11 protein-coding genes and 2 pseudogenes are annotated in these 12,509 nt (G+C 39.2%); 3 read left to right on the forward strand and 10 right to left on the reverse strand.

What is annotated here, in order from left to right; all coding sequences use genetic code 11:
- From ACPK8D_RS15585 to ACPK8D_RS15625, 9 genes and pseudogenes are all read right to left on the reverse strand, one after another.
- Positions 1–144, reverse strand: a pseudogene (locus tag ACPK8D_RS15585) (translation initiation factor eIF-1A); the annotation flags it as partial.
- 259 nt (positions 145–403) lie between these two features.
- Positions 404–586, reverse strand: a complete 183-nt coding sequence (locus ACPK8D_RS15590) for a CxxC-x17-CxxC domain-containing protein (protein WP_048134822.1) — start codon at positions 584–586, stop codon at positions 404–406.
- Between the two features lie 601 nt (positions 587–1,187).
- The gene (locus ACPK8D_RS15595; RefSeq protein WP_424718772.1) at positions 1,188–2,795 is read right to left on the reverse strand and encodes an FG-GAP-like repeat-containing protein; all 1,608 of its coding nucleotides are present in this window, start codon (positions 2,793–2,795) and stop codon (positions 1,188–1,190) included.
- 592 nt (positions 2,796–3,387) lie between these two features.
- Complete coding sequence (locus ACPK8D_RS15600; protein WP_424718773.1) at positions 3,388–3,891, reverse strand: SRPBCC family protein; 504 nt, start codon at positions 3,889–3,891, stop codon at positions 3,388–3,390.
- A gap of 91 nt (positions 3,892–3,982) precedes the next feature.
- Entirely contained in the window at positions 3,983–4,537 is a 555-nt protein-coding gene (locus ACPK8D_RS15605) for a putative glycolipid-binding domain-containing protein (protein WP_424718774.1), read from the reverse strand.
- A gap of 71 nt (positions 4,538–4,608) precedes the next feature.
- Positions 4,609–4,980, reverse strand: a complete 372-nt coding sequence (locus tag ACPK8D_RS15610; protein WP_424718775.1) for a DUF1428 domain-containing protein — start codon at positions 4,978–4,980, stop codon at positions 4,609–4,611.
- 771 nt (positions 4,981–5,751) lie between these two features.
- Positions 5,752–6,246: a hypothetical protein gene (locus ACPK8D_RS15615; RefSeq protein ID WP_424718776.1), complete on the reverse strand. Its 495-nt coding sequence runs from the start codon at positions 6,244–6,246 to the stop codon at positions 5,752–5,754.
- Positions 6,247–6,741: 495 nt separating this feature from the next.
- Positions 6,742–6,918: a hypothetical protein gene (locus ACPK8D_RS15620; protein ID WP_424718777.1), complete on the reverse strand. Its 177-nt coding sequence runs from the start codon at positions 6,916–6,918 to the stop codon at positions 6,742–6,744.
- A 642-nt stretch (positions 6,919–7,560) separates the two neighbouring features.
- Positions 7,561–7,890, reverse strand: a complete 330-nt coding sequence (locus ACPK8D_RS15625) for a hypothetical protein (RefSeq protein ID WP_424718778.1) — start codon at positions 7,888–7,890, stop codon at positions 7,561–7,563.
- 1,081 nt (positions 7,891–8,971) lie between these two features.
- On the opposite strand from ACPK8D_RS15625, the gene ACPK8D_RS15630 reads away from it, so the two are divergent.
- Positions 8,972–9,268: a hypothetical protein gene (locus tag ACPK8D_RS15630; RefSeq protein ID WP_424718779.1), complete on the forward strand. Its 297-nt coding sequence runs from the start codon at positions 8,972–8,974 to the stop codon at positions 9,266–9,268.
- Positions 9,269–9,862: 594 nt separating this feature from the next.
- Positions 9,863–11,092 carry an acyltransferase family protein gene (locus tag ACPK8D_RS15635; protein WP_424718780.1) on the forward strand — a complete coding sequence of 410 codons (1,230 nt, stop codon included), beginning with the start codon at positions 9,863–9,865 and terminating at the stop codon, positions 11,090–11,092.
- Between the two features lie 173 nt (positions 11,093–11,265).
- On the opposite strand, the gene ACPK8D_RS15640 is transcribed toward ACPK8D_RS15635, so the two are convergent.
- On the reverse strand, positions 11,266–11,748 hold the full coding sequence (locus tag ACPK8D_RS15640) for a hypothetical protein (RefSeq protein WP_424718781.1): 483 nt from the start codon (positions 11,746–11,748) through the stop codon (positions 11,266–11,268).
- A gap of 290 nt (positions 11,749–12,038) precedes the next feature.
- Here ACPK8D_RS15640 and ACPK8D_RS15645 point away from each other — a divergent pair.
- Positions 12,039–12,509: pseudogene (locus ACPK8D_RS15645) on the forward strand (hypothetical protein); the annotation flags it as partial.

Raw genomic sequence — 12,509 nt, forward strand, 5'->3', positions numbered from 1 at the left:
AAGCGTTACCCTTTTCGAGCCGAGTAAACACGCAACCGTTGCCAGAACTTCATTTCGGTCCTTACGGGGGACTCGTACCCTGGATACTTCAGGGGTATCTCCTGAATTTACCGGTTTTGTTGATCCTGATCTTCTTTTTCTAATAGTGCTTCTGTAATTAGCCAGGTTAATTCCTCCTTGATAATCTTTGAATAAATTTTTTATAAGTTGAAAGTTGATAAATTGAAAGTTGAATGATTCGTACCAGTTATTACTCCCAATGCCGTTTTGTGCTTACTTTTTCCTGTGCACGAGATGCAAATAAGTAAAGAAACAAAGAGAATAAACCAAAAAAAACAAAAAGATGAATCAGGCGTTAATGCAAACTTAATTACAAAATTACAACACCTGATGCAGATTATCTTTAGAACTTCCTGTGGTTAGGAAGACATTCCCTGCAGTATACCGGTCGTCCTTCTGTGGGTTTGAAAGGTACTTCGGTTTCAACACCGCAGTCGGAACAGGTTACTTTTGTCATTTCCCTTGGTCCGCTGTTACCGCGGAAACCTCCGGAATTTCCCCTGAAATTTCTGTCATTAAAAGCCATTTTCGTTTCACCTCCGCTTTAGCAGATAGTCAATAGTTAAAAACAAGATTGTATAGACCCTTAAATTAAAAAACAAAAATTGGTTTTTAATAACAGATTATACGTCTCTTTATTTTCAATGCATACACTACATGGTCAAATTATATAAAAGCATCTATGCAAAAGAAAGCACACTCTTTCAAATAAGAGAATGTTTATGGTCCTTGTGGAGCAGATAAGAGTGGAATAGACAAGAGCGCCTGGAATTCATATTCTGTCAAATATCGATGAAGTGAAACTAACCGCCCTGCAAAGTACCTTTTAAATCTACAAAAATCACGGTTTCGATTTTTCTTTAGATTTCAGCAGACTGCCGGCAGGGGAAATATTTTTAATTGAATTGAAATGAGTCAAAAATTTTAATTCAATATTTAGCGGTCCGGTTACGGAAAGTCACTAACACTTAAAGTAGAGAATTGTACAGGAAAAAATATTGGAGGAAATACTTCCAAAAAAATATTCCCTCACTTCACAGGCTATTATCCATGTGCTTGCTTTGTACTCAAAAAAGAGCACATCCTGAACCTGCAGTTTTTGATTCAATTCTCAAGATTGGACTAACTTAACATACAATAACGTTTACTGATGTTTTTTTAATATTTCCGGCAGCATCGATTGCTCTTGCACAAATCGTATTTTTCCCTTTTGAAAGCGTTATTGTAGAAGTCCATGAAGATATTCCGTATGCTGTATGCCATTTGCAGTCATTTACCTTGATTTCCACTCTGCTAAGGTCAATATTATCAGAAGCTATTCCACATACAGGTATGGTACGGGTCTTAAAGCGTTGTTTAGGAGCTGGAGAGCAGATGGAAATATCTGGTGGAACGATATCATTCGATGAGTTTAATGAGTATAAATGTGCCCCACCAAACTCTTCGCCTACGATGATGAAGTTTTGCCCATTCCCTTTTATATCGCCAGCTGGCGAGACTGCCCATCCAAAATATCCTTCTTCAGTCAAATTTAGAAAGGGAGAATTTGTAACACCTGAAGCTGAACCATAATAGATATAGGCAGTCCCATTGTCCAAACTATAAGGGCATCCGATTACGATATCATCAAAGCCATCAAAATTAAAATCCTTTATCCCGCAAAGTGATGCTCCAAACCTTACATTATACTGCGGATTGGGATTATCTATAACTACATCGGGAGAAGAAGAAAGGTTTGAACCGGAGCCAAAGAAAATATAGGCTTTTCCCTCCATCTTCCAGGCTCCATCCGCATACTGATGCCCAACCAGGAGGTCGTCAAAGCCGTCTCCGTTTAAATCCCCGGCTGACGCAACCGCACCACCATTGTAAACATCCCTGATAGGAGTGGGTATACTAATTTTTTGAGGAGAGGCGAGGCTTTTGTTAGGTGAACCCCTGTATACGTAAACATCAAAATCATTTGCTGAAGGCAGTTTAGCTACTGATATTGCTATGTCGCCAAAACCGTCAGCATTTAAATCTCCAGCTGATGAAACGTCAACGTGCCCTCCCGTGCCAGGATACGACACAAATGAAGGATTTTGATTATCTATTCCTGATTCAGATCCATAATAAATGTATAAATATGACGATTGATTTGATAAATCTGACAATATACTGCTTTCATCGCCTGCACCAATTAGCAGATCCGAAAATCCATCTCCGTTTATGTCACTATCCAGGGAGATTCCGTGACCGAATCCATATTCTGGATATCCGGCAGGAGGTGAAATTATTTTGTCAGGTGTGTCTTTTAATCCTTCTGAAGTTCCCTTATAAAGGTAAACTTCGTTAACCCCCCAATCCGTTGAGATAGCAAGATCATCAAATCCGTCATTGTTCGTATCGCCTGAAGAAACATAGAATCCAAAACCACCATTGCCATCCGGGAAGTTAAGAGTTTTATTAGCTGTTATTGGAAAACTGTCTTTGCCAGAATATACGTGAACTTCACCATTTTCAAATGGATTACCCACTATGACATCTGCTAATTCATCTCCATTGTAATCACCAGAACTTACTGACCAGCCAAACATCTCTCCTTCAATTGGCGGATTTAAGGATATTTTATCAACAGAAGCACCACATACTGTCACCCCAAATCCGAGCAATAAGCCCAGCAATAACACCAGCGATATCATGCCGGTAGTTATTCTGAGAATACACCTTTTATAAACACCAAAATTTCTCATTTCTCTCACCCAACATCTGGCTCAAAAGTACTGTTTTGAAAGCAAAATTTTCCCCTGAGTATGATATATTTCAATATCTTCAAAATTTAAATATTCAAAACTTAGATTACATTCGGCATTTAATTGCTGTAACTGATAAAACCTAAAAATCCTGAAGAGCCCCTGAAAAGTCAACCTTTTGACTAAGCTGATTAATGTCCAGAAATATCAGCAATCTTTGCCGGATGATTATAATACTTGCTAGATTATACATGAATGTCCATATATAAAATACTTAGGAGTTTTATATGATTTACTTCTGGCTGTACTGGTTCTGTAAAGAATCTTACTTTAAAGAAAGAAGTAAAAAGAAAAATCAATGAATTATGAAATTGTATCTCCCATAGAACTGTATTGATGAAGGAAAATTGGCTGGCCCTATAAAATACTCCCTATAGATCTGCAAAAGTTTACTGATTTTCGATTCATCCTGTATTAACAAAGGAGCCGTCACGCCGTTGCAATCAGATGCAGCGGTCTGCTAGGTGTATAAAGAGCGCTCAATATCTTATTGTTTAAATACCGTCTATTATTCCAGAATCATCGACTGATTTTATTTCCATCCTTTAGCTAGCTTCTCTAAAAGTTCATCGAGACGGTTATACGAATCATTGACACCTTCTTCCATGCCGGACTGGATATCACCATCCCGGTCCGCAACCGACTGGAAGACAGCTTGAGATGTCAGCTTGGTCCTGTTACCTGGTAACGCTTCGAATCTCGCAATTTCGAGAAGGACGTGCCCTTTTTCCGGGAGCCCTTCAAACTCAAATGTGCTAATAATTCTCTCGGGAGCTGCGACTTCATGATATACTCCATGAAATGCATACTCATTCCCGTCCTGATCTTTGTGAATATATCGCCACCTGCCGCCCTCCTCAGGTTCAAATATCTCAAGCTTCATTGTGAAGCCTCGGGGCCCAAGCCACTGTGTGTAAAGCTCCGGATCTGTGAATGCTTTGAACACGAGTTCTCGAGGTGCGTCAAACTCACGGATAATAACAATTTCCTGTTTGTCGGGTTCTGCTGTAATCTTTGTTTTATTATTTTTTGTCATATATCGACTTCCCTCCCTTTATATAAATCTTAAAAGCTAGCTGACAATATCTTTGCGATGAGCAATGGTTGGATATACCGTTCTCGGACTATCACATTTCTGCCTCCCACAGCCCCGGATACCGGCGAATGAACCCAATCTGGGTGACCTCGAGCATTGCAGCGTAATCCACGCTCGGTGCCTCATACCAGTATTTTGTCCCTGCTCGCCGTTCATAGCGTTGTGGCAGAACCTCCAGGATGCCTGCTGACACATCGAGCCACGCGGCAAGTGAGTCGGCAGCCTGATCCTCGCGCAGAGCGAGTCGGCGTAATGGCACAAGATTCGTGGCCGGAGTGAAACCCAGATCCAGATCGATGCAGTTCTCAAGATTGGAAACGGTCACACCATTAAGAGTCCACACGCCATCTCTTTCCCGCTGGATACTGAGTTCGACAGGCTGCGCGCCGATCCAGCCCTGCACATATCCCCGCTCTGTATACCACTTGAAATCGCACACGACCCGGTAAGCAAGGCTCGCGGGAACTCCGTTCTGGCAGAAAACGGACATACCGTCAAGAATCCAACTGGTATCGTTTTCCTCCAGACGACAGGCATCATGTCCTGGGGTATCGAGCCGCCGCCAGAGCATAAAGGCTACCGTCATTTCGTAGACTCCCCCATCCGCCCAATGCCTTCTGAGCCGCTGTTTGCGGTCGGCTGTAAAGAAATATTATGTTAAAATCTCACTAATGTTTTGAAGCCACCGTAAGCCATGCGCCTGTAGTCAAATATCTCAGGGACTGACTCCATCATTTCTTTAATCCTGGGATCGTTCATAATTGCCGCATTCACCCGGTCTCTTTGTTCTCTTGATTCAAAAACAATCCAGGAAAAAATTACGGTTTCGTCTTCAGAGGTGTCAGCCGCCTTTTTGAAAGAAACCATTTCTTCAATATCCAGATCATCCCCAACACATTCGTAGTACTCCAGGGCACCAAGCTCTTTCCAGATCTCACCTGATTTTTGAGCCATTTCTCTGTATTCGTTTACCCTGTCTTTAGCGATAGGAATTAAAAATCCGTCTACATATCTTTCCATGCCTTCCATACTTTTTCCCCTTTCTTTCTCTATTTCCTTCTCCAAGCTATAGCCTGACGACACATGTTACTGCCGTTTTCGCCATCCCTGCAAAAAGTACAGTACAACCGCTGGCTGGATTTGCTCTTCGTCTTTTCGATGGCTATGATCTTTTTTATTGTCATAATTTTATTTAAATCCTCAAGTAACTATTCAGCGTACTTAAAATCAGTATAGAGACACTGATTCAGAATTGTCAAAAACATGTAATTGACAATTAGCTCAAAACTGAAAAATACAATCGATAGTCATCGGCTAAGAATATGTGTTTCAAAACCTGCACATTAAATCTTAAAAAGATGGTTAATAATATTGCTTTACCCTGAATAATAATTGCGACAAATATATTGTTTCTGTGAGAGACGGCAGGACAAATCTATTTTAATGATAAAAATATGCCGAATTTCTAAAGAGCAAAGAAATCAAACCTGGCAGGGAGCCGGATATGGGCCCAGAAGGGTTTTAAAAGCAAAAATAGAAAACTTTCACGCCTCTTTTTAATATTATCTATATAAAAGGCATGACTTTCGACCCGCGCATAGTCCCGGGCAGCAGGTAAGCTTACCTTTTATCGGCTGTCAGGAATCGATCAGAGCAGAAAAATATTCTAAGTAAAGTGTTCTTACATAATTATACCACATTAGACCGTTCCAGGAACAGCCATAGGTTCATTTTTCAGTTAACTGATAAAAAAAGTTGGAACTAAGAAATTGATTAACTGAAAAATTGATCTGCTGAGCTTTAAACCTTCACCCCGTCGTCGGTTATCGTAATATCGCAGGTCCCTACAAAAATGGTATCATGCATATCCACACCGTTTACGGTTTTTCTGGGCACATCGTTTATTTCCACGGTGCGGTCAGTTATATGAATTTTCTTGCCTCCTACATAAAAAGTTCCGGTCACCTCTACGTACTGGTCTTCGGTAATTCTAGCATTAAAAATAACAGCACTGTCTTCTTTCCTTGTCAGCGTGAGACCGTTTCCTTTCTCGATTTCTCCCTGCACATCAAAGTTTTCGTTGATCTCTATAACTTCATTTCGATCGATTTTTGCTATGAGTTCTAAGTTTTCGTCCAGGATCTCGGTTGTCAAAATCAAGCCGTCATCGCAATTTTCCAGGGTGAATAAAAGCGTCCTGTCTCCGGAATTCCTATCAGGTTGATATGACAACCTGTATAATGGATCTGCGTACACGTTCGATCCCATAATCAGCATGTAATCATCGTGAGTCATTGGTTTTCCCCTGTGTATTTTTAATACTATATAAGAGTGTAATTATATAAAGTGGCTCTTTACAATTATAAAATATACTTCATAGTTATTCAAGCTGTTTTCCCTAATGATTCTAACTGCTCTTCATAATAATACAGCTTGTTTCTTTACAGTTATACGGCTTTCGAGAGCAATACAAAAAGCTCAGTTATTTTATACAACGTTGTTTCTATAAATTCTTTCCATGAAGAAAATTAGGGGTAAAGAAAAAGGAAAGATATTTCTAAATTGTGAAACTGATCTTATCTACAAAACATTCGTTGTCAATCCTCCAGATACTCGCAGGTTTTTGATTTCTCAAAGCTGTAAAGGATTCGGGGAAATTTAGACAGACCGTCGGCACGAAAAACAAATTTTAACGGAATTGAAAGTTAGAAATGAAATCGAAAAACTAAAAATGCAGTTCTTAATAAATGATAGTATCTCTACTGTATGTTTTTATGAATTCTGAACTAATCAGATCTTGCCTGTTCCATCACAGTTGATACAGTTATTGACTCCATCTCCAAGGCAGAATAAACATTCTTCCCATTCCATTTTACCCTCAACTTCTCTCCACTCCCCGCCTGTACCGTCACAGCTCAAGCACCTTTCCCTGCCCCTACCACCACAGTTACGGCATATATCGCTCATGATTATTATACCTCCAAACTTTTAGTCAGTATTGGTATCCGATAAAATGCACCTGCGCCTGATAAATCTAATATATTAAATACGTACTGTAATTTCTGCGTAAGCATTGAAAAACTGTGACTATTTTTATAATAGATACTCTATGTTAAAACGGTTTTGAAACAATGTTTCTAATAATAAATTTCGAGCCCAGGTGTCACGATAAGTAGATCGATTACTGCGCAAGAAACTATCATTCGAGGGATACTCTGGGGAAAGAAGCAAAAATTAAATTAATTTCAGAAAGGATTTCCAAAGAAATTAGCTACGACGCTCAATACCAGTAAACACTTATAAAGCTCAATTTTAAAATTGCATAAATTCAGGAATGGATAAACTATTCTAAATAAACTGTTCTCCAGCAATTTATACAATCGTTTCAAAGGCTGCACAGAATTCGATAGCTGCACAAAACTTTTCTCTTCCTCGATCCGGGTAGATGGTAGCCATACAGTCCGGCAGGTCAGGGAAATAATTGAATGGTTATGGTCGCGTTTTTTAGATTACGGTAAATAAATGGTACTTGTCCTCCACTGGATAAGAGTTCTGTTCATATGAAAGTTCGGGAGGGATACCAGAATTGCCGGCACTTTAAGATTCAGCTCAGCAGAACTGTGCCCAGTATCGATATGCTTTGACGTAACTTCCCCAGAGTACGAAATCATTCCATTCTTCAAAATCTACCTCTTTCGCCCCCAAATAGATTTTATTCTGAAAGGCTGGGAAGTCCATGTCATATTTTTGCTTCATTTCAGCTATCTTTCTATCGTAATAGTCGATTTTCTGTTCAGCCTTGTTATGCACAAACCCCTGTAAAACTTTTTGCTCATCTTTAGATAGACCGACTTTGGCCACACCATTTATAGATTCAGGGAATTTTCCAGGCACTTTTACGTACCGACCATATTCAACGCTGTCTCCCAATATTACCACCTATTATTATTCTGTCCCTTCCATTTTAAATTTATTTGTATACTTATCAACTTTTTAGACGAGGCTCTCTGGAGTTCAATAAAAATAAATTTAGAAATTCGGAGGTACCCCCTTATCTCCACCCAACGTAATAATATTTTAGCTACTGTTGTATATTAAATTTTTGGGTTAAAATTTTAGAGAGTATTTGGAGTACAAATTTAGAGAGTCTTTGGGGAAATTTACATGAAATTCATAGATCTAACGTGAAATCTGGCAGTCAGGTAACATCTGGCAGTCGGGTTAATTGCAAAAAATAATAATTGGGAGACATGCCGTGAATATAGCCGTATTACAGATTCCTATTATGAGATAATAAGTTGTGAGACAATTCTACAATAACGTGAAAAATAGTTTGATTTTTGAGAGAAAATATTGTAAAAACAGAAAATTGTTTTCTGGTTAAGGCGACTTTTAAAACTGGGAAGTTCTGTAAGAATTTTCACTGGCGTACAAAAAAATTCGAGATACCTGTTACCCACCTTTAATAGAGAGGTCAATATTGCCAGGATAAGCGAGGCTGTGAATTGAATCCTTCTTTCAGGTAAATCCGTGGAGAGCTTCTTGTTATTGACGACAAATCTCGCGACAGGGCTATTTGAATCTCCGGGATTTTAAGCTGAAATATATCCGGAAAGCTATAGCCATGCATGAAGATCAACGACTCTCGCAACCCGTTGTACAGGGGGGTCACCAGAACAGGGATTGAAACTTTTCTTTTCGATAAAAAAGAAGTGGGCGATAAGGATTTCTTCCTTCTGGAATATCGCCTGATTCGTGGGCAAGATTCACTAAAGTAATGATAAAAATCATGCGTTGATTTTTTGTACCCGCAACCCGGGTAAAAATCCGATTTTAAAGAGACAAAACTTATATTATTATGGCTTATTGCTGTTGTAGATGCTGTTGCAAATGTGATGAAATTAATAAAAACAAAAACTATTATATACATGAAATAAAACAGCATCAAAAGCGAAACCCTATGCATTAAGTTGAAAAACGAAATTATGTAACTTAATTTGTTAAAACCGATGTGATCCCTATGCCCAGAAAATACACCAACAGAACAACCCACTTTATTCTCCATGATGACGGTACATTCGACGTATATATAAATAAAAAATTCAAAGAGTGTGGACTCTATGAGGAAACCCCGGATACTGTACTATTAAACTATTTCAAACACTCTTCATTATTCCAGAAAGAAGAGGGGTGTTTAATTTCTGAGAATTGCAGAATCTGGCTAGAGGACAGAATAATTAATGTTCCCGGCGGTGTCCTCAACAATGGCGTGTTCATAGCTAACTGTGATGACGGGAGTACCATTCTGAAAGATTGAAGTCCAGGTAAGTAGAAAGAAATTAGTGGAGATTAACTGGATTCGGGAGAATCCATTTTTCGGAATTTTTTGTTGATTTGAAAAAATATATCTCTCTGTATTAAAAAATATGACTCATTCTATTATACAATTTATACAATAGGCTTTTTTATGTCACCTACTTATAAATTAATCAAAGGAATTCTTTTCTAATCAGGAGAATTAATTAAAATTCCATTAAACTATTACGAATTATTTTCGATATCAATCGGGTTTGAGAATAAGATCCGGTAAAATATTGATTGGAACAAATGGAAAGACTTATTTTATCTGTAGCTATCGTTATTCGAGAGCAAGACACACTAAGATAAAACTAAAAAACCAGACTAAAACCAGACTAAAACCAGAATTTAAACGGAAACGATGGTATCCAGGGAGCCGGTGAGGATATTGAAACGACATGGCCGGCCTGGAAAAGCTAACACACCAGATCCCACCTGCCGCCACACTGGCGGATATAACCCGGTTAGGGTGGTCGTGAGCTTAGTTTATTAAATTCCGGACCACGGCTAACTATAAAAACCGTTTGAGTAAAATCCTCTTTGAGCGATAAATATGACCGAGAAGATTACCTATCTTGATGGGCTGCGCGGTATAGCTGCGATTAATGTTATGATAATGCATTTCTTCATAGTATTAGTCCCGGCGATGATCTATAGTGACCGGATGCCATCGCACTTCGGAAACCTTGAACAGATTGTTTCGAGCACACCACTTGGATTAATTGGTGCCGGGAACTTTTCGGTCTGTATCTTCTTTGTTCTTAGTGGCTACGTATTAACCCAAAAATATTTTAAAACGAAAGACAGGAGCATAATTATAAGCGGTGCAGTGCGCCGATATATAAGATTGTTTGTTCCGGTATTAGCAGCTACAATATTATCGTTCTTACTGGCATCAACCGGAGTATTCCACTATTATACTGAAACTGTAATGATTTCCGGAAATAATAATTATGCCAGCTACTGGACCTTTACACCGGATCTTGTCGACGCGATTAAGCAGGCTACGTGGGGAACGTTTTTTGCAGGGGATGAGACCTACAATCCGGTTTTTTGGACAATGACAATAGAGTTTTATGGGTCGATGCTCGTTTTCGCAATGGCATTACTGTTCGGACCGCAACGTACCCGCTGGACATTCTACTTTGCGGCAGCAGTGCTTTTCTTCAACTCCTATTATCTGGCCTTTATAATAGGAATGGGGCTTGCTGATACGTTCAACAGTAAGAAGTCGGTGTTTAAGACAGGCAATAAAGTAATATTGTTTACCATACTGGTTTCGGGGTTGTTTCTTGGGTCCTACCCTGTAGGCACAGTGACAAACGATTCGTTATACGGATTTCTCAATAACGGTCTTTTCCAGACACCAAAGTTTGGCTATCATATTCTGGGTGCCGGCATGGTAATGTATGTCTTATTGAACAGCCGTTGGCTGCAAAATGTATTTTCTTCCCCGGTGCCGGTCTTTCTAGGAAAAATATCCTACTCCCTGTACCTGATACATTTCCTGGTAATAAGCAGTTTCACCTGCGCACTCTTCCTCGCCCTGCAACCGGTATTACCATATGGTGCAGCTGTTCTGGTTTCATGTGTCCTGTCTGTTTTATTTATAATACCGTTGAGCTATCTGTTTTACAAATATATTGACACAGCGGGTGTAAAACTATCAAAAAACTTTTATAACCGGTTGGTCAATCCTTCCAGACCCGGCGGTGCCGGATACATAAAGCAAAACTACCTGTCGAGCGTCATTTTCACAATATATAATAAACTGTTTAAATAACTTGTATAATTATTTAAATAATTTTTATTAAATTATTCAAAATAACTAAACACTGATTAGTTAATTAATTCAAATACTAAACCTCGTTTTTAAAAAGAGAAGAGTATATTGCCAGTACATTGCCAGTATTTACCGGTATATCACCAGTGCATTACCAGTATATCACCAGTACATTACCAGTAAACTTTAAAACTTTTTACTGTTCCCAATCCAGACCATCTAAGCATCGGTGGATACAGAGACTTAGTTGTTATAGCTTTTCCTTTCTTCAATGTGATAGCTTTATCAAAGCTTCCTTTCTGAGAGGGGGAACCTGTGCAGTCTATATACACAAGCCCCTTGTCTGTCGTCTTGAAGGCATTGCAGGCATGGCCTGAACCTCGTTTAAAGTTTATGGCTACCCATCCCGCTTTAATACCTGCTTTCTCTGCATTGTTATGGACGTCTTCGGCGAAGTCGCTACAGACATAAGTAGAGGTGTATTTCTTTCGATCTGTGGAATCTTTCTTGATAAATTCGACAAGCTGTGAATATGTAGGATTCTTAGCATTGTCGTAATTGACAAGAGAAATAAGTTTACCATCTCCGCCTACCATATAGGTCCGGCCTTCATGCGGATTTACGGTCGTCGTTGCTGCACTTACTGTCGTACTCATAAGAACGAGTACAAAAACCAGGGTTAAGATTGTTTGAAATTTCATACAGTATAAGATTGTAAGAAATAATATAAAGTATTATTCACTTATAACAGCTTATAAGCGTGTTTCGACTCATCAGCCCATTTTACTAAAGTTTTAAATCAACGCTCAATGCAAATTATTTTCTATTCTCAAGCCAGATCTATTTCTCCAGTAGAGAAGTAAAGTATTTATTGGGGAAGAACTCTAATAATTTTTTACTTCAGTTGTACTTATGTTTAATTTGTTCTATTTTTGGGGTAGGGTTGATGGCAGGAAAACTATCTGACGAATTTTCACTCTTCATTGAAGATACCTGTGCGTATATTCCCTATGCCGTAATCGGAATTTTTATTCTGCTTACTGCAACCTTTACTTCGGTTTACCTCTTGAAAATAGATAGCGAAATCGCTGAGACCATTTACACGACCGAGAATACTGATCCCAGGCAGAGTGCCATTAACCTTGCCTCATTCGACCTTGCTCGTTGCCTGAATTATGCAGGAATGGAAGCCCTAGAATGGCAGGGAGAACACCCTGTAATCCTGCCTGAAGGCAGTGCGGTTGACAGGTTTTCTGAAGACGGTTTTATGGTAATCCCGAAAAACCAGAATCTGGAGAAAGAGGACACTCTCCAGATTACTATAAACCTGCCTTCGGATATCTGGGGTAAAATCGAAGCCCTCTGGAAAAACCGTGATATCAAGCTTATAGTCAATGACTCTTCAGGCCGCGAAATC

Origin of the sequence: Methanosarcina sp., from assembly GCF_049706645.1 — an archaeon.
Lineage (GTDB): Archaea > Halobacteriota > Methanosarcinia > Methanosarcinales > Methanosarcinaceae > Methanosarcina.

What these genes read in the sequence shown, in the direction of transcription:
- ACPK8D_RS15590 (WP_048134822.1), bottom strand. Translation starts at nt 586, where the DNA reads ATGGCTTTTAATGACAGAAATTTCAGGGGAAATTCCGGAGGTTTCCGC.
- ACPK8D_RS15595 (WP_424718772.1), bottom strand. Translation starts at nt 2,795, where the DNA reads ATGAGAAATTTTGGTGTTTATAAAAGGTGTATTCTCAGAATAACTACC.
- ACPK8D_RS15600 (WP_424718773.1), bottom strand. Translation starts at nt 3,891, where the DNA reads ATGACAAAAAATAATAAAACAAAGATTACAGCAGAACCCGACAAACAG.
- ACPK8D_RS15605 (WP_424718774.1), bottom strand. Translation starts at nt 4,537, where the DNA reads ATGACGGTAGCCTTTATGCTCTGGCGGCGGCTCGATACCCCAGGACAT.
- ACPK8D_RS15610 (WP_424718775.1), bottom strand. Translation starts at nt 4,980, where the DNA reads ATGGAAGGCATGGAAAGATATGTAGACGGATTTTTAATTCCTATCGCT.
- ACPK8D_RS15615 (WP_424718776.1), bottom strand. Translation starts at nt 6,246, where the DNA reads ATGACTCACGATGATTACATGCTGATTATGGGATCGAACGTGTACGCA.
- ACPK8D_RS15620 (WP_424718777.1), bottom strand. Translation starts at nt 6,918, where the DNA reads ATGAGCGATATATGCCGTAACTGTGGTGGTAGGGGCAGGGAAAGGTGC.
- ACPK8D_RS15630 (WP_424718779.1), top strand. Translation starts at nt 8,972, where the DNA reads ATGCCCAGAAAATACACCAACAGAACAACCCACTTTATTCTCCATGAT.
- ACPK8D_RS15635 (WP_424718780.1), top strand. Translation starts at nt 9,863, where the DNA reads ATGACCGAGAAGATTACCTATCTTGATGGGCTGCGCGGTATAGCTGCG.
- ACPK8D_RS15640 (WP_424718781.1), bottom strand. Translation starts at nt 11,748, where the DNA reads ATGAGTACGACAGTAAGTGCAGCAACGACGACCGTAAATCCGCATGAA.